A 19,199-nucleotide genomic window follows, 5' to 3' on the forward strand; every position below is an offset into this window, starting at 1 on the left:
TGATGCCTTCTATTCCGTTGACGGTGAGTGAAGGCAGTAGTAATGCAGTCCATTGTTTGGCCGGAATATCGAAATTTACATAATAACACCCTGCCGGATTCGGGAACCAGATGCCCCATGTGCCTTCGGAAGTAATGATGAAAGGCTTTCCGATATCACTGGAGTTAGCTGTTCTTCAGATTGTTCCGTCAGCTTCCTGGAAAAGGAAGTTCATCCAACTGGTCGCTCCGATAAATCCTGTATAGATTCTGTTGGAGTTGGTGGAGAACAAGTCCAGGTTCGTGTCCTGTGCGTTCTGGTCAAGGATATTTCCGAATCTCATATCCAATTCGTAAGAAGTAACATTAACCTTTTCCACATTACTGTAAATCGGCTCCATATTATTTCCTGTTGTACCTTTCAGACGGAAATAGAAAGGGGTAGCTACGTTGGGGGTTGCTCCTAATGTATTGGCAACGATATTCAGGGTGGCACCCGTATAAGATTTGGAAAGTCCGCTTTCGGTAGACTCCACTATTGTCCCGGAGAAATCCTCATTCAATGATACTTCCAGTGCGGTTTTCAATACATCGGGGGCTTTCAGGACCGGGTCGCTGATTTGCAGGGTGCGTTCTGTCCAGGCAAATGATAGAGCGTAAAGTTTGGCGGTGGCTTCGGTCAGCACTACAGCGTCAGAGGAAGCAATCAGTTCGTTCTCTGTCGGGGTGGACAGAAAATATTTATCTCCGTCGTTCTCGCAGGCTCCAAGAAGCAGAAGTGCGGAGAATATTATTAATAGGTTATTAATTCTTTTCATATTGTAGTTCCGTATTAGCATGATTAATAATTCTCATTGAATAAATTCGGATTTGCGGTGAGTTCAGTGTTGGGTATCGGGTAGATATTGTACTTGCTGTTGACCGGCGCGCCATTCTTTTCCCCACCTTTCCATTGCCATAAATATTTGTTGGTTGTGAACATACCGAAGCGGATTAGGTCTGTACGGCGATGGCCTTCCCAATAAAGTTCGCGGGCACGTTCTTTCAGAATGAAATCTTCCGTTAGGTCTGCATCGGTTTTTTTATGGCTGTCATCACCGTAAGCACGTTCTTGCAATTCGTTTATATATCCCAGGATTGTACCCCTGTCGCTTCCGCTTCCGCCGCGTACTACGGCTTCTGCCATCATCAGATACACATCTGCCAGGCGAAACAAAGGATAGTCCGTATTGACGCCACCATCTGCTGTATTCGAGGCTGTTTCCCCTGCATCAGTCAGGTTAGTCCATTTAGTGACAAAGTAACCATTGCTTTGGTTGTCTATCTTATCCAAGTTCAGCGTTTGCCCGTCGGTGAAGAACATAACACGTTTATCCTCTTCTCCCGTGAACAGGGAAGGGATTTCTCCACGTACACGGAACATGCCCCAACCGCTTTTCACTCCGTAATCTTCCGGTTTCTGCAAGTCCGAGGTATTACTTACCGCACCGCAGACAATGTAAGTGGAAGAACCCCATGATACGGTATGCGTAGCGTCTACCGGCAAGGTAAAGATGATTTCATTGGCAGTGCGTTTATCATTATCTGCATTGAACAGTTTGCTATAATCATCTTCCAGCGAATATCCCTGCTTGATAACTTCTTTGCAGGCACTGATACATTCGGTATATTTTGGTGTATTGATGTAAACTTCCGCATTCAGATACAGTTTGGCCAGCAATGTGTAGGCAGCTCCCTGGGAAGCCCGTCCGTAAGGACAGTTGGCTTTGTCGAGCATATCGCTCGTGATGCTTGTCAGTTCTGATTCAATATAGCTGAAAACCTGTGTAGCTGTATATCGCGGAGGCAGATAGCCGACAGTCGGGTCATTCTCTGTAATAAATGGGATATTACGGAACAAATCCATTGCATGATAGTAGAACAAGGCACGCATGAAACGGGCTTCGGCACGGTAATGACGGATTTCACCCTGTTCCTGTTCCGTGAATTGGGAGAGTTTTTCATCCGTAGCATTACGGAGAAACTCGTTGCACAGTGCGATGTTGTAATAAATACGATAGTACATATCCGATACCCAAGGGTCGTTGGCATCCCAACTCAGATAAGTCAGTCCGGTAACGTTATCGCCTGACAGCCAGGTGGAAGCTACCTCGTCCGTTCCACATTCCTGTAGATTGAAGAAGCAACGCATATAATCCTGGCCGCTGTTACTGCTCAGATCCGGATCACCGCCTTTTTCTTGGCCTGTGGTGACCATAGCGGCATATATTTTACCTAAAACGGCTTTATAATTATCGGCACTTGTATAAATCGTAGAAGATGTTTCGTCTTCGTGCGGATATTGGTCTAAGTCGCCTATACAGGAACCCAGCAGCAATGTGCTGCAAAAATAGAAGGCTGTATATAATATCTTTTTCATGATTCGCTTGTTTTTAGTGATTAGAAGTTGAAACCTACGTTAAGTGAGAATGTACGCGGACGCGGGTAGAAAGAATTATCTACACCGTTCGGCACTTCCGGGTCTACGCCGCTGTACTTCGTGATGCAGAATACATTCTGAACCATTGCACTGACATTCAGGCTGCATCCTTTGCAAATCTGCCCGAAGTTATAGTTCAGTGACAAGTTATCCATTTTCAGGAAAGAAGCATTCTCTACATAATAGTCGGACAAGTATTGGCGGGTCTTGAATCCGGTTTTCAGATAACTGGTCGACAGGTTGTTCAACTGATAAGAGTTGTAGCTCACTGTTTCCCAAGCTCCGGCATTCATTGCCATGGCATTGTAGACGTAGTTACCGATATTGGCACGCAGACTGGTATTTAATGTCCATTTCTTCCAGCGTAGGGAAGTGCTGAAACCGAGGATATAGTCGGGAGCGGGAGAGTGGTAACGGTATAAATCTTCCGTGTTGATTTCCCCGTCTCCGTTGAGGTCCACGTAAGCGCCTTCTACGGGCTTTCCGGTCTTTTCGTCATAGAGCTGGTGATACACGTAGAACATATAAGGAGCATATCCTTCGGTCAACGTCTGCACTTGATAGCTGTCGATGGTTGGGCCGACCGAAGTATTGGTTGCGGCGGCACCGGCAACGAGCGACAGGTTCTTGACTTTCATCTTCTGCCAGGTCATATTGAAGCTGACATCCCAGTTCCAGTCTTTAGTCTGAACGGGTGTTGCGTTAATGCTGAATTCGATACCCCGGCTGTCCACATTTCCTACGTTCGTAGTGATATTACGGTCGAAAGTCGTTCCGGCAGCAGCGGGAACTGTGGCAATCAAATCTTTTGTCTGACGGGTGTAGTAGTCGAAGCTACCTGTAATCCGGTCTTTCAGGAAGCCGAAGTCAAATCCGACGTTCCATGAAGTGGTCGTTTCCCATTTCAAGTCGGGCACGTACGAACTGGGACGATAGGTATGAATGTATCCGTTGCCCATGCTGGCTTCCGCTCCATTCTGGCTCTGAGTGTAGATAGGCAGATAATTATAGTTGCCGATACCGTCCTGCTGTCCGGTCACACCGTAGCTTGCACGGATTTTCAGGTTGCTCAATACTTTATTTTCTTTCAGGAAAGATTCTTCCGTCACTCTCCAGCCCAAAGCTACCGAAGGGAAAGTACCCCAACGTACATTCTTGGCAAAGCGTGAAGTGGCGTCCCGGCGGATAGTCGTAGTCAACATATATCGTGAATCGAACGAATAATTCAGACGGCCGTAGTAGGAGAGCAACACGTGGCGTTCGTCCTTCGCCTTGGAAGTCTTTTGTATCTCTCCCAGCGTATTCATTTCGCTATAAAGCGGAGTGGTCGATTTCCAGTACTGATAGTCGTAGCCGGCTGTCACGTCAAAGCTGCTCTTGATAGATTCGACGAGTTTGTTGTAATTGGCGTATAAGGTGAGCAGGCGGTTTTCCTTCTTTTCGGGGCCGTAGCTGTAATCCAGACCGGAGGTATTATAGTTTTGTGCCGCTTCTGCCGGGACATATACGCTGCCCTTGCCTTGTGCGTAGTCATAACCCAGTGTAGCGTGCAGCTTTAGGTCGGGGAAGAAATGAACACGGTAATCCGCATCTACATTTCCGATAAAACGTCTTACGTTACTTTGAGAATCATTCATTTTAACAAGTCCTACGGGATTCATTACAGCACCGTTGACGGGAGCTCCTGTGTTGTCCGTTGCTTCCGTGTATCCGCCGAAGGTATCCAGTCCCGAATAGACGGGAACCGTCGGATTCATGGTGGCCGCCGCCCAGATGGCGTCTGTATTGCCGAATGTGTTGTTATTGATAGAACCTTTGGCGTTGATATTCAACTTCAAGTGGTCTTTGAAGAAAGAAGGAGTCAGCATGATGCTTCCCGTATAGCGTTCCGCATTGTCGGTGCGTAGCAGACCGCTTTGGTTATAATAGCCTACCGACACACGGAACGGCCAGTTCTTGGCAATCTTTCCGGAGATGCTCAGATTGTTGTCCGTGCCGAAAGCGTTCTGATAAATCTCATCGTTCCAGTCCGTGCGGGCTGTTCCCAACAGAGCTTGCTGGGCGGTAGTCCCTTGCGTCCGGATTGTGTTGACGAACTGGTCGTAGCTCAACATATCCGCCAGTTTCGTACGCGTCTGAATGGAATTGGTAGTGCTGAATGTGATTTGCAATTTGTCCGAAGTCCCTTTCTTGGTAGTGATAAGGATTACCCCGTTGGAGGCACGCGAACCGTAGATGGCGGTGGAAGAAGCGTCTTTTAGAATCGTCATGCTTTCAATGTCGTTCGGGTTGATGAGGCTCAGGAAGTTTCCGTCGTTGCCGCTGATACCGCCCTGTTCCAAAGGGACACCGTCCAATACAATCAACGGGTCATTGCTGGCATTCAGTGAGGCACCGCCACGTACGCGAATCGTACTTCCCGCCGTGGGCGAACCGCTGTTGGACATAATCTGCACACCGGAGATTTTGCCGTTAATCAGTTGCTCGGGAGAACTGACCAGTCCCATATTGAAGTCTTTGCTGCTGACGTTTGTCACCGAGCCGGTCAGGTCACTCTTACGTTGCGTACCATATCCGATAACGACTACGTCACTTAATACCTGAGAATCGCTTTTCATCTGTACGTTCAATACAGAACCGCTTGCAGGAAGGGCTACGACTTTTGTTTCGTATCCTACATAAGAGAATTGCAACTCTTTGCTGCCTTGCGGCACGTTCAATGTGTAGTTACCGTCAAAGTCGGTAACCGTACCGGTAGAAGTGCCCATGATGAGGATGCTTACTCCAATCATCGGTTCTTTGTTCTCATCAATCACTTGTCCGGTGATTTTTTTGCCAGCCTGTTGGGCGAGGGCAGGAATCGCGCCTCCTAAAAAGGCTGTACACAATATTAGCAGTACAGTCAGATGGCGTAGATTTAAGATGTTCCTATTCATAATTAATGTGTTATTGATAATAGATTTATTGTATTGATTCTTATTTATTTCTTCTCTTGCTTTTCACTAATATATTTCGTATCTTTAAGAATTTTCCGCCTTTTGGAAGCTGGTGGTCACATAGCATCGTGATAAATGTCATGTTATAGAGTGACATTTGTTTCTTTATAAGGTGACTATTGTCACCTTGCAACGGGACAACTACGCGAGTGCATAAAAGATTATAGTTTACTGCACTCAAAATTCTTATTCTCCGCACTGAAAACTCTTATTTTCTGTATTAAATAAAAACTCTTAGATACGTTTATTCCAGCCATACATCACCGAGTTCAATCTCTACGGTTGGCTCGCCGGCTCCCGACATCGACAGTTCCAGTTTCTCTATCTTTTCCGGTCGGAAAGGAATTCCCGTCTCCGGGTGGAAATATTGTTTCAGGAATGTCGGATAAGCTATGGGCAATAATGCCGTGTCCGTCTGGCGCAACTTTTTCAGAGGTATCCGTATAATACCATCTGCAGTCGGAGCAGGGCATAAGCTTTTGTAAGTATATCCGTCCGAAGTGACGAAACCTGCGCTGAATCCTTGTGGAAGGGGCTTGTCGCAGTTTACGCGAATGCAGAGCGTAGTACAGTTTTTCACTTTATCTTTTCTTTCTTCGATTCCATCTTTCACGAATGTGCGGAGAAAGTGTTGCGGATTCTCTCCTTTCGGCGTGAATCTGAACCGGCGCAGCGGCTTTTCAACCGGAGAAGAATCAATCAAAGTACGTTGCAGGTCGTTCCATTCGGGAAGCGTATATGCTTCTATCCGGTTATCTGTATCTGTTATTTTCAGCAGTTGTATCGCACTGCCTGGGACGACAACACGAGTAGTCCAGTATGAATCGGAAGTGTAGTTCCAGTCTAATGGAGTTCCTTTTGTTCCCGAGGAATTTCCGGTGGCGGAGTTTCCGGCAGGATAAGTACGGGTGCTGTCGCCCCGGCAGACGATGATGTTATACCTGAAACAATCTTCCTTTATTTTTTCGGCAGGAATAGTAGCCTGATATGTATATCCGTTTGTACGTTTCATCTTTATATACGGGTTATGCTCGTTCCAGAAAGAAACCTTATCTGTGTAGATGATGACGGAATCGGGTAAAACACTTCCTGCTACTTGTGCGTTAATAGTCAGCGTTTTGCCTGCTTCAACAGTTGTTGCCGGAGTATGGGCGACTTTATAATTCATAGCGCGGGGAGCGGGAGCAACAAATTCTCCGATTCGAATCGAATTCCATTGGGAATCCCTTTTCCAGTTCTGCTTCGGGTTGCAACCGTTACGTTTCAACAGATAAACACCCGGATGAAGGTCACGGATAACTCCATCCGTTACTGTTTCTTCTTTCCGGCTATTCTCCTTATTTAGAGCGGTAAGAGTAAATACTTTACCCAAATCGGGGATTTGTAAGGCCATATCCCATGCACCGTAAATAATGCTGACCACTTCCTTCTCGGGTGACGGCTTGGCAAACGGGTCATTGACTACTATCGCATCCGGCATTATTTCGAGTCGCCATACTCCTGATTCGAGGCAATCAATGAAATAAGCTCCCGTACCCTCATAACCTACTATCGGCGAACTGCCGCATCCGGCAATTGAAACCAACTTTGATGCATCCCTGGGCTGTGTATTTGTCTGATTGGAGTAATAAAACTTCTCCCCATTATTCAACTCACTTAAATCTTCCGTATAACTGACGCGAAAGCCGTCACCGAATATAGTATCCTGCGGATAGCTTCCATACGATTCTCCTCTTTTCAAACTTCGGGCAGCTTCGGCGGCGATTTTCATACTGATAGCTTTATTGGGAGTATAGGCAAGATTCAGAAAATGAGTCTGATATTCCGTATTGGCAGACGCAATGTCTATCGGGTCATAGGCAAACTGCGTAATCCACTGGAAACCGGCTGTGCGGAAAGTACGCGCCATAGCCGGATACATATAAGAATACATAATATCCGCCGGGTCGAATTCATATATCATCCGTGCTTTCTTGTTGAATCCTTTCACTTTATCGGCAAAGGGAATGTCATAACGGTCTACGTAAGGGAGAAAATTCCCTTGTTGCGTGTGTCCGGCCACCAGTCCGATAGGATACCATTGATAGGTAGTTCCCTGAATGGCTGTCTCATAGTAAGCATCTACCACATATCCGTTATGGCTTACATTATAGAATACAGGCTTGCGGTTTCCTGTTTTATTGATTGCTTTCAGCATCCGGTTGATATAGGTTTTTACATCTTCTTTTGTGCCGGAATGGCAGGGTTCGTTATTAATCTCGAAACCTACGATAGAAGGGTCGTCCTTATAAGCCAGTCCCGTATAAGGATTGGTATGTTTCACCAGGTCACGGAGATAAGTTTCCTGTGCGCTGATAGCTTGCGGGTTGGAGTGTATATCGCATTTATCATATTTATAAGAGAAACCACCCGTTTGTATGTTTCGTTCCGGGTAACCATTTCCGAAGTTAGTCTGTGCGGTGATGACAATATGGATATTGCGCTCTTTGAGCTTGGCAATCAGATAATCCATGAGGTCAAGATGCTCGTTTTCGAGTAGATTACCCTGTTCGTCGGTCAGTTCCACGTCCCATAGATGAATGCGGTAGGCGTTCAGTCCCAGGCGGGAGAGATGGTATACATCTTTATCTATAGCAGTTTTGCGGTCGAATCCCAGATAGCCGAGTGCGCGGTAGGCGTGGGCGAAAGGCAAGGTATAATTCGTTCCGAAGAAAGAGGCCTCTTCGCGGGTGTCGCTCCAGCGCATCACTCCGTTTCCGTCTATATATATAATAGGTGGATTCGTTTTCCCCTGTATACCGGTGAAGAGGAACAACAAGCAAATAAAGGTAAGGATAAACTGTCTTTTCATGCTATCAAATTTAGCGGGTTATTTATGCCGACAAAGGTATACGAAGTGCTGATTTGATGAAAGCACAGATTGGACATATAAGGATAAAAATAGGACGAAAGAGGCTTAACTTCCTATGAAAGCGTTATTTATAAGTTCATATTTTAAAGTGGCGGTGAAGAAGCGTTGAATTGTCTCATTGCATATATTGCTTCGGCGTTTCTCCGAACTCAGCCTGGAAACATTTGGAGAAATAAGAGTGATTGGAGAAACCTACCATATACATCACTTCGGCAACAGTGAATTTCTTCTGTTGCAATAACATTGCCGCCTTTTTCATCCGGATGGACTTGATATATTCTACCGGAGACATTCCCGTCAGTTGTTTAATCTTCCGGTAAATCTGCTTGTTACTGAAGCCGGAAAGTTCGCACAAAGCATTAACATTCAGGTCTGCGTCGGAAAGATGGTCTTCGATCAGGCGGATAATATTCGACAGGAATTTCTCATCCTGGGATTCGGCTTCAATCGGTTTGAGTACAGGCAGTGATTCCAACGACTTTTTCGTCTGATTAGCCGGTACTTCTTCCTCTTCGATGGCGGCGACAGGAATGCTCAGCCCTACACTCGTTCCCTGGTTCTCTTCAGAAGTGACCCCGTTGATATGTCCTCCATGCAGTTCCGTATAAGTTTTCACCAGATAAAGTCCGATACCTGTGCCATCCTTATGTCCCGAGCGGGGAGACTGGTAAAAGCGCTGGAAGATATATGGAATGTCCTGTTGTGAAATTCCGGTTCCGGTGTCTGAAACACAAATATCCAGTTGCCCGCTTTCCTGCGAATAGAAAAGGGAGAGACGTACGCTTCCGCCGTCCGGGGTAAACTTCACGGCATTTGAGAGCAGGCTGTCCAGTATCACTCCCAGTTTGATAGCATCCATATCCGCATAAATCTTGGCCTTGTTCGCTTCGAACTGGAAAGTGAGCCGCGGGTTTTCTTCATAAACGGAGAACAGGCTGCGACTGAAAGATACCAATTCAATACGCGACAGGATAAGCAACGAATCCGCATTGTCTTCAATCCGGTTGAAGTTGAGCACCTGATGAATCAATGAGTTTATCTTCATCGCATTACGTTGCACTTCTTCCAGAGTTTGCTTCTCGTGCGTCGCTTCCGCGGCAGGAAGCAATTGGCTGACAGGAGCGATAATCCGGCTGAGGGGCGTTTTCAGTTCATTGGACAGGTTGGTGAAGAATGCCATTTTCTGACGTGACTGTTCCAGAATCTTCTCTTTCTCCAGACGTTCCATCTTCAACCGGTTTTTAACCCGGAAAAAGTTGATGGTCCAAGCGACCAGGCTCAGGAATAAAAGGCAGTAGAGTACTTTCGCCCAAAGCGTATAATACCAGGGTGGCAGAATCTTTATATCCAATATATAAGGGTGCTCGGAAGGAAATCCGTTCTTTTCTACTTTGCTGATAAGTAGCTGATAATCTCCATAGCTTAAATTGCTGTAAGTGATGCGGTTTGTGTTGGATTTCAGAGAATTCCATTCTTTATCCATCCCTTCAAGCCTGTAAACGAATTTGTTTTTTTCTTCGAGAGAATAGGGGAGGTCGGACAACTCAAAAGCCAGATTGTTCTGGTCATGCTTCAATTCAATGGCGTTTGTGTAGCGGATATTGGGGATATCTGCGGTAGCCGGATTCATCAATTGATTATTGATGTACAGAGCTGTCAGGAGAATGGGGCGTTCTTGATGATGCATTGCCTGTATATCGGGATGGGATACGGCGAAACCGTCGGCACCGCCCAGATAGATATTCCCGTCCTTCGAATCGAACAGCAAACTGGTAAAACGTTTGTCCGTCATATTCTGCTGACGTGCCTCCATTGTTTTCCGGTCGATAATCCATAGCCCGTTGGTGGTGGAAACCCAAATATGGTCTTTCACCGATGTCATGGACAGAATCTCGTTGTTATTGAAACTTCCGAATGATATGCTTTGCCGGCTGGAGTCTTTAGGATTGATACGCATCACTCCCCCGTGATATCCGACCCACAGCATACCGTCTGTATCGCAAAGCAGGTAGTTCGGACTCTTTTCCCCACTCAACTCGTCGGCAAATAGCTTGGTGATTTGCCGTGTACGCGGGTCGATTTTGTCCAGCCCTTTACTATTGTACAGCAATACCCATACGTTCCCTTCTTTATCGGGCATGATTTGATTGATAAACATACCCGACAGTCCGTTGTGAACGGAGTAATTTTGTTCGGCTATGTATTGTCCGCCGGCAGATTGCATTAATTTATGCTTGTCTACTACAAAGATTCCACCCAGACAGGTGGCAATCCATAGATGGCCGGAATTGTCTTCAAAGAGGTAATAAGCCCAGTTTGTATTGTAAGTCCCCGTGCTGTCAATGATGTTATAATGTATAAACTGCTGAGTGGCATAATTATAACGGTTGATGCTGCCATCCGTAGCTATCCATAATTGCTGTTCCTTATCTTCGTAAATATGACGGATACGGTTGTGGGATAAAGGATATGTTTTATCTCCCATTTTATACCAGGCTGCCTCGTGGCGTGTTCCGGTGGGGTGGATGAAACGGAGTAGCCCGTTCGTGCCGCCAAACCAGTAAAAGCCTTTTGAATCGCGGAACAGTGAGTAGAACTGGTTTCCGTCTCCCGTGCCCGTGATTTGGGAGATTGGCACGAATTGCAGGGCACTGTTATAGCGTGACAAAGAGATTCCATAATCAGTCCCTAACCAAATATTCTGTTCCTGATCGGAAAAGATATTCCAGACGATGTTGTTGGTCAGCGACTGGATATTGCGTGAGTCATGAATGATATGTTGCAAAGGCTCTTCATCGTTCTTATATACATAAAGTCCGTTATCCGTACCAGCCAATAAGTTTCCGTCTCCATCCAAAGCCAGTGATTTGATGGAGTTATTATGAAAAACTTCTATCGCATTCATCTTTCCTGTTGCAGGGATGTATTGGAAGAGATAGCCTTCCATGCCAATCCAAATGCACTGCCGGGTGATATCTTCCAATAAGGAATTGACAAACAGATTGCTTATCGCCCGGTCGACAGGCAGAAAAATACTTTTAAACTTTCCATGTTCCGGTATATAACGGCACAAACCATTATAAGTGCCCACATAAATCTGATTGTCTTTCGTGTGGATAATAGAATAGATTGTATTATGAGACAAGCCGCTACGATTGCTGTCGAAACGGGACAATTTGCGGTCTTTTAACCGGTAAGTGTAGAGTCCGTTCAACGAACCTATCCATAAGGTATCTCCCTGAAGTGCCATGGTGCGGACATCGGTGGGGAAATCCGTCTCCGGCTGTTCATATTTGTCTGTGTGGTAATTGTAAACAAGTATTCCGTTATCTGTTCCCAGATACAGATACGTATTGTCTGCGATAATACCGCAATAGATGCGTGTATTATTGCGTTCGCCATACGTGAAATGTTGTTGGGTGGAATAGCCGTCATAACTGAATAATCCTTTGTTGGAACCTATCCATATCAGCCCCTCGCTATCTTGCAGGAAACAACTGATAACCGAAGCTTCGGCACCGAGATAGATATTGTCGAACTGCTGATAATTCACTTTTTGCCCATATACATCACAAGGGATGCAGCAGATGCAAATGAGTAAAAGAATCCATCTAATTCGTCGGTACATGGTATCAGGTTTACAAGTTTTATTTCGCAAATGTAGGAAAAATGTCGGTTACACTTGTAAATATCCCGCTCTTTTTGTTCCTTTGTTACCTATTTATAAACAGAAAACTTTAGTATGAGAAAACTAATTTATTTGCTTTTGTTGCCATTGGCAGTGGCTGTGACTGCATGTGGCGGTAAAAAAGGAGCTTCAGATAATAAATCGACGTTGGCTACAATGGACAGTGTGGATGCCCGCGGACTGCAACGTATGCAAACTTCCAAAAGCGAAACGGACTTCAAGTTTAGAGGAAAAGATTATCATTCCATGGTTTCGCGTACGCCGGACGAAAGTCTGCCCCATGTCACCAACGAAATGGGAGATACCTATGTCGATAATAAAATCGTGTTGCGCCTGACACGTGGCAGCGAGAAGGTGTTTGATAAAACTTTTACTAAGAATGACTTCTCGTCCGTAGTGGATGCTAAATTCCTGTCGCATTCTGTCCTTGAAGGAATCGTATATGACAAGACCACTCCGCAGGGAATAGTGTATGCGGCAAGTGTTTGTTATCCGCAGACGGATTTGTATATGCCGCTTTCTATCACCATTACTGCCGATGGAAAGATGAGCATACAAAGAGTGGATATGCTTGAGGAGGAATATAATGACGAACCGTCCAATTAAGCCTGTGAACGGGTACTGACAGTAGAATTATACAAATGTGAAAACATTTGAGACAAATGAAGGGCAGCCGAAGAGGTTGCCTTTCGTATTTTTGCACTGTCAACAAACTTAATACCGAATAGAATGAAGAAAAACATTTTAGCTGTCTGTGTGGTAGCAGTAGGATGCACGGCACTGACCGCCCAGACTAAAAATACACAAACGCTGGTTCCACTGACCGAACGTGTAAACGTGCAGTCAGATTCGGCACGTATCAATCAGATTATAGACGGTTGCTGGGTAGCAGTCGGTTCTAAAAAGCCGCATGCCATTCAACGCGACTTCACCTGTATGTTCGACGGAAAACCTTCTTATCGTTTCGAACTGAAAGAAGATGATAACACACTGTCGGGATACGCCAAAGGGGAAACAAAAGGGCGTGCGGAATTTTCTTATTGTTATGCAACTTCCGATGATTTCAAAGGGAAGCCTGCCGATACGTATAAAAAGGCACAAATAATGAAAACTGTATATCATCATGGTAAAGGAGCTTGCCCGCAAGGCTCTTCCCGCGACTATGAGTTCTCGGTATATATTTCTTCTACATTGGGCAGTGATGTCTCGACAATTTTTGCCCAGTGGCACGGAATGCCGGACCGTACTTTGGTTCAGACTCCGCAGGGTGAAGTGAAGACACTGACTGTTGATGAATTTATCGAGCTGGACAAGACTACTATCTTCAAGAAGAACATGGGACACGAGAAAAAAGCCAAACTGGACAAGCAGGGCAATCCGGTAAAAGACAAACAAGGTAATCCGGTGTACGTAGCCGGTAAAGCCAACGGCTGGCTGGTTGAACAGGGCGGGTATCCGCCTTTGGCATTCGGATTTTCCGGCGGCTGGTTTTATATCAAGGCAAACTCCGACCGTAAATGGCTGACGGATAAAGACGACCGTTGCAACGCAAATGTAGAAAAAACGCAAATAATGAAGCCTGTGACCTCTGAATATAAAGCATCTACCATTGCTTACAAGATGCCTTTCGCCGATTTTCCGAAGGATTGCTGGATTACGTTCCGTATCCATATTGACTGGACGGTCTATGGGAAAGAAGCCGAAACAATCGTGAAGCCGGGTATGCTTGATGTGCAGATGGACTATCAGGACAAGGGAAAAAAGGTTAGTAAACATATTGTGGATAATGAGAAAATCCTGATTGGACGTAACGACAAAGACGGCTATTATTTTAAATTCGGTATTTACCGTGTAGGTAATAGCACGAAGCCGGTATGTTACAATCTGGCAAACTATTCAGAGAGGTAAATTAGTCAAAAAGGTAAAGAGAGTGTGTTATCCGGATGTTCTTCAGTGGGCATCCGGATATTTTTTTATGTGAATCTGGTAATATTAAAAAATGTCAATAATCATATGCCGTTTGGCAAATACGTTCCAGGTATGCGAAAAGATTCGTTTTTTTGCCACCTGCCAAATGGTATATGTATAAAATAACTAGTGATGTAAATGATGAGTAAAAATGGATTTAGCCGGTGTGGGGAACTCTACATCGGTCGTTTACGAAAAGAGGGACGCCACTCTACGGCGCACGTCTACAAGAACGCCCTCTTTTCTTTCAGCAAGTTCTGCGGCATATCTAATCTGTCGTTCAGGCAAGTCACCCGTGAGCGTTTACGGTGCTACGGGCAGTATCTTAACGAATGTGGTCTGAAGCCTAATACGATTTCTACGTATATGCGCATGCTTCGTAGCATTTATAATCGGGGAGTGGAAGCGGGGAATGCCTCTTACGTGCCGCGGTTGTTCAGTGATGTCTATACGGGCGTGGATGTCCGTCAGAAAAAAGCCTTGTCTGCCGCCGAACTGCATAAGCTTCTTTACGAAGATCCTAAGTCTGAGCGTTTACGCCGTACACAATCTATTGCTGCTCTGATGTTCCAGTTTTGCGGGATGTCATTCGCAGATTTGGCTCATTTGGAAAAATCGGCTTTGGAAAGCAATGTATTGCGTTATAGCCGTATCAAAACTAAAACTCCTATGAGTGTGGAGGTGTTGGACAGTGCAAAGGAAATGATTGACCAACTACGGAACAAGCAGGACTCTCTGCCCGATTGCCCTGATTACCTATTCGATATTCTCCATGGTGACAAGAAACGGAAAGATGAACGTGCTTACCGTGAATATCAGTCTGCCCTCCGTCGGTTTAATAATAGCTTGAAGGATTTGGCAAGGGCGCTACATCTGAATTCTCCGGTTTCTTCCTACACGTTCCGCCATTCCTGGGCTACTACCGCCAAGTATCGGGGAGTCTCAATTGAAATGATTAGTGAATCATTGGGGCACAAATCTATAAAGACCACGCAAATCTATTTGAAAGGCTTCGGACTGGAAGAACGTACAGAGGTAAATAAAGGGAATTTATCTTACGTAAGGAACTACTGCGCTAGCAGATGACTATGATATAATGTATTGGTAATCAGTGATAGTAACTAGCCGTTACTTCTTAGGTAACGGATATAAATTTGACGCAAAGATAGACAAAAACATAGATAGCACACAAATATTTCTTCACTTTTTTTAGTTTTATCTGAAACATAGGGCAAAAAACTATCTGAACATGAAATAATATAAATTTCATGCTCCAACTTCTTATTGCCAAAATTCAGGGACTTTCTCGCTGAATAATAGGCAGTTGCTTTTCTCGTGCCCTGTCTATGTGTGTAATTTCCCTTTTCATTGCTGTGTGTACTCAATCCGTTACCTAAGAAGTAACGGACAAATATGGGGTAAAAAAACATGATTTTAACAAAAGCAAAATCAGTAATTGCTGGGCCTAGTAATGGGACAGGGGAAGGCGTAGCACACTCTAAACGCTGGTATGTAGCTTTGGTTCGTATGCATCACGAGAAGAAGGTTGCAGAGCGTTTGGACAGAATGGGGATTGAGAGTTTTGTTCCTGTCCAACAGGAAATTCATCAATGGAGTGACCGGCGAAAGATGGTCGAGTCAGTCTTGCTTCCAATGATGGTTTTTGTCCATGTTGATCCGAAAGAGCGTATGGAAGTTTTGAGTTTTTCTACAGTGAGTCGTTATATGGTGATGCGGGGTGAGAGTGCACCGGCGGTGATTCCTGATGATCAAATGGCGCGTTTCCGTTTTATGCTTGATTATTCCGAAGAAGCAATCTGTATGAACAGTTCTCCTTTGGCACGTGGTGAAAAGGTTCGTGTCATCAAAGGTCCTTTGACCGGACTTGTTGGTGAACTGGTCAATGTTGACGGTAAAAGTAAGATTGCCGTTCGCTTGAATATGCTTGGTTGTGCTTGTGTTGATATGCCTATTGGTTATGTAGAGGCAATCAGCGAGAAAAACTAATTTTTCCCCTCTTTTTTGTTTTATCCTCAATTTATAATGAATATGAAAAACTGTAGAGTTTCCTTCCTTTTTATGTTATTAGCATGTGTTTTGGGTGGGATGACTTCTTGTGTGTCATCCAAAAAGATGCTTTATCTGCAAGGTGCTGATAAACTGCATGAGAATCCACAGAAAATAGAAAATAATTATGAATTGCGTATCAAACCGGATGACCAGCTTCTGATTACGATTAATAGTAAGGCTCCGGAGTTGTTAACTCCTTTCGCGAACAGCCAGGTATTAGGTTCAAGTTCGTCTACGAATACCCAGGAAAGCACCGGCCTTTTAGTCAGTCAGAGTGGTAAAATAGAAATACCTGTTTTGGGTGAGATGCAGGCGGCAGGGTTGACACGCCAAGAATTGGCGGATGCGATTAAAAACAAACTTATTGAAGGCGAGTATATCAAGGATCCTACCGTATTAGTACGCTTTAAAGGTGCAAAAATAGTAGTGCTCGGTGAAGTGGGCAGTCCCGGAGTAAAAGACTTGCCCGGTGAACGTGTTACCATACTCGAAGCTATCGGACTGGCAGGTGATTTACCGCCGACAGCCCATCGGGAGAATATTCTGGTTATCCGAGAGGAAAATGGTGAACGTAAGAGTTATAGCGTTGATCTTACTTCGGGAGAAGATATTTTGAATTCCCCCGTTTTTTATCTTCAGCAGAATGATGTAGTTTATGTGGAACCCAACAAGGCTATTAATGTGAAAGGAAGTTCCGCACTTACCTATCTGTCTGCCGGTAGTAGTATTATCGGCGTATTAGCTTCTATATTATCATTAGTATTTATTCTTACGAAATAATAAGATGGAATATACACAGGAAAATAATGAGAAAACAGTCAAGGAAAGCGGATTCAATATTAACTTGCGTGATATTGTAGAATTAATCATAGCTAATTGGTACTGGTTTGCTCTTTCAGTGTTTATTTGTGTGAGTGTCGCTTATCTATATACCCGTACCTTAGTCCCCGTTTATCAACGTCAGGCTGTGATGTTGGTAAAGACGGGAGGAAAGAATGCAAATTCCGACATTTCGGCTATGTTGGAGTTGCAAGGCGGAATTACCGGTAGTGGTGTTGAAAATGAAATGTTTATACTCCGTTCCCATCAACTGGTGCGTGAGGTTGTCAATCGCCTGCATCTGGATGTATCATATGAGAAAGAAGGCTTTTTCCGTAATACATCTTTATATGTTGAATCTCCGATTGAAGTAAACTTCATAGACCCATATCATACTTACTATCGTACGAATGTCACTCCATTGGATGTGAAGAACTACTCCATTTCGGGTGAAAAATACGCTTATGGTGATACCATTCAAACAGAAGCCGGAAGAATCGTAGTGAATTTGAGACCTGAAAATCTTAGTACCTATATAGGTAAGCCTGTCCTGGTGACACGAATGAATCCCGAAGTGGCAGCGTCCATATATAAAGATGGTATTTCAACTTCGCTTGCAGGTAAAGGAACTTCTATGGTACAGATTACTTGTACGGGAGATAATGTATCCCGTGCCGATGCGATCCTGAACGCTTTGATTAATGTATATAATGAAACTATCATTGAAGACAAGAACCGCATAGCGGTAAACACCGCCAAGTTCATAGATGAACGTATTGCGGTAATCGGTAAAGAATTGGGCGATGTAGAAGAAGAACTGACAGACTTCAAGCAGCGTAACCGGATTATAGGCTCGGAAGGGAACGGGTCGCAATTTCTTGCGGAAAGCAGCCGCATGAAGACAGAAAACCTTCAGATGGAAACGGAATTGTCCATTGCCCAATCCATTAAAAGCTATTTATTGGATGCTACCCGAAACAATCAGTTAATACCTAATGTATCCGGTGTTGGAGATGCAAGTGTACAAAGTCAGATCACTGCTTATAATGAATTGATGCTTCAACGTAACCATCTGTTGGCTGAATCCGGTGCAAAGAATCCCGTTGTACAGACGGCAGATAAGAATTTGGCAGAGATGCGTACGGTAATTTCCGGCTCCATGGATAATTATATAAAGAATCTTCGTCTACGGTTGGAGAAGACTCGTGCGGTAGAACGTCAGATCAACTCTGAAATTCAGGCTGTTCCGAAGCAAGAGAAGATGGCATTAAGCATTATCCGTCAGCAATCCATCAAAGAAGCATTATATACTTTCCTGTTAAATAAGCGTGAAGAAAACGCACTGCAACTGGCAGTAACGGAAGCGAATATCCGTGTAGTGGAATCTCCATTTGGTTCCAATGCCCCTATCGCACCTCATTCTACAACTTTTCTGCTGGCAGCTTTAGTTGTAGGACTGGCTATCCCGTTGGGAATCCAGATACTAATCATGTTATGGAATACGTCCGTCCGCGGTAGAAAGGATATTGAAGATTATACCACTATTCCACTTTTAGGTGAGATTCCTTCCCGTAAAGAAAATATGGCAGACGATGCCATTGTGGTAGACGATAAAAAGAATGACATTATTTCCGAGTCGTTTCGTCTGCTTCGTGCCAATATAAACTTTGTAGCGAAAGATGCGCGTGTTCTCATGTTCACTTCTACCATGCCGGGAGAAGGAAAGTCGTTTGTATCTCGCAATTTGGCAGTGGCAATCGCTATTGCCGGGAAAAAAGTGGTATTGGTTGATACTGATATGCGTAAGAGAACGCAAAGTAAATTGGCGGGAATTAAACATAAAGATGGATTGAGCACATACCTGTCTGGACAACACAATGATGTTGACAGCATTTTGGATAAAGGACTGATTCATCCGTCTGTCGACTCCCTGTTTGTTGGTCCTATTCCGCCTAATCCTTCCGAACTATTGATGAGTGAACGGTTGGAGAAATTAATAGAGGAGCTGAAGAAACGCTATGACTATATCATATTGGATAATGTTCCGGCACAAATTGTGGCAGATGCCGCCATTGTGAATCGTGTAGCAGAACTGACTTTATATGTCATTCGTGATGGACAACTTGACCGACGCTATCTTCCGGAATTGGAACGACTGCACAAAGAAGGTAAGTTTAATCACTTGTGTATTGTGTTGAATGACAGCCATATTGAAAAGAAAAAATATGGGTACGGTTACGGATATGGTTATGGCTACGGGTATGGTTATAAATATGAGGAATATAAATAA

At 44.5% G+C, this 19,199-nt stretch carries 10 protein-coding genes and 1 pseudogene; 6 read left to right on the forward strand and 5 right to left on the reverse strand.

Translation table 11 applies throughout. The features are described 5' to 3' along the window. Positions 1 to 25: 25 nt before the first annotated feature. The 5 genes and pseudogenes from RDN93_RS04240 to RDN93_RS04260 all read right to left on the reverse strand — a co-directional run. Positions 26 to 817, reverse strand: a pseudogene (locus RDN93_RS04240) (DUF5111 domain-containing protein); the annotation flags it as partial. Positions 818 to 819: 2 nt separating this feature from the next. Continuing rightward, entirely contained in the window at positions 820 to 2,397 is a 1,578-nt protein-coding gene (locus RDN93_RS04245) for a RagB/SusD family nutrient uptake outer membrane protein (protein WP_308744324.1), read from the reverse strand. 20 nt (positions 2,398 to 2,417) lie between these two features. After that, on the reverse strand, positions 2,418 to 5,393 hold the full coding sequence (locus tag RDN93_RS04250; protein WP_308744325.1) for a TonB-dependent receptor: 2,976 nt from the start codon (positions 5,391 to 5,393) through the stop codon (positions 2,418 to 2,420). Positions 5,394 to 5,697: 304 nt separating this feature from the next. After that, positions 5,698 to 8,304 (reverse strand): cellulase family glycosylhydrolase, encoded by a 2,607-nt coding sequence (locus tag RDN93_RS04255; protein ID WP_308744326.1) that lies wholly within the window; start codon positions 8,302 to 8,304, stop codon positions 5,698 to 5,700. Positions 8,305 to 8,479: 175 nt separating this feature from the next. Then, positions 8,480 to 11,992, reverse strand: coding sequence for a two-component regulator propeller domain-containing protein (locus RDN93_RS04260; RefSeq protein ID WP_308744327.1), 3,513 nt, complete (start codon positions 11,990 to 11,992; stop codon positions 8,480 to 8,482). A gap of 114 nt (positions 11,993 to 12,106) precedes the next feature. On the opposite strand from RDN93_RS04260, the gene RDN93_RS04265 reads away from it, so the two are divergent. The 6 genes from RDN93_RS04265 to RDN93_RS04290 all read left to right on the forward strand — a co-directional run bounded on the left by RDN93_RS04265 (position 12,107) and on the right by RDN93_RS04290 (position 19,199). Next, complete coding sequence (locus RDN93_RS04265) at positions 12,107 to 12,658, forward strand: DUF4738 domain-containing protein (RefSeq protein WP_308744328.1); 552 nt, start codon at positions 12,107 to 12,109, stop codon at positions 12,656 to 12,658. A gap of 123 nt (positions 12,659 to 12,781) precedes the next feature. Next, positions 12,782 to 13,960 (forward strand): heparin lyase I family protein, encoded by a 1,179-nt coding sequence (locus tag RDN93_RS04270; RefSeq protein ID WP_308744329.1) that lies wholly within the window; start codon positions 12,782 to 12,784, stop codon positions 13,958 to 13,960. Positions 13,961 to 14,158: 198 nt separating this feature from the next. Then, on the forward strand, positions 14,159 to 15,106 hold the full coding sequence (locus RDN93_RS04275) for a tyrosine-type DNA invertase cluster 3b (RefSeq protein WP_308744330.1): 948 nt from the start codon (positions 14,159 to 14,161) through the stop codon (positions 15,104 to 15,106). A 342-nt stretch (positions 15,107 to 15,448) separates the two neighbouring features. Next, positions 15,449 to 16,027, forward strand: a complete 579-nt coding sequence (locus tag RDN93_RS04280; protein WP_308744331.1) for a UpxY family transcription antiterminator — start codon at positions 15,449 to 15,451, stop codon at positions 16,025 to 16,027. Positions 16,028 to 16,069: 42 nt separating this feature from the next. Continuing rightward, positions 16,070 to 16,870: a polysaccharide biosynthesis/export family protein gene (locus tag RDN93_RS04285; protein ID WP_308744332.1), complete on the forward strand. Its 801-nt coding sequence runs from the start codon at positions 16,070 to 16,072 to the stop codon at positions 16,868 to 16,870. A 4-nt stretch (positions 16,871 to 16,874) separates the two neighbouring features. Then, complete coding sequence (locus tag RDN93_RS04290) at positions 16,875 to 19,199, forward strand: polysaccharide biosynthesis tyrosine autokinase (protein WP_308744333.1); 2,325 nt, start codon at positions 16,875 to 16,877, stop codon at positions 19,197 to 19,199.

This window comes from uncultured Bacteroides sp. (genome assembly GCF_902491285.1).
GTDB lineage: Bacteria > Bacteroidota > Bacteroidia > Bacteroidales > Bacteroidaceae > Bacteroides.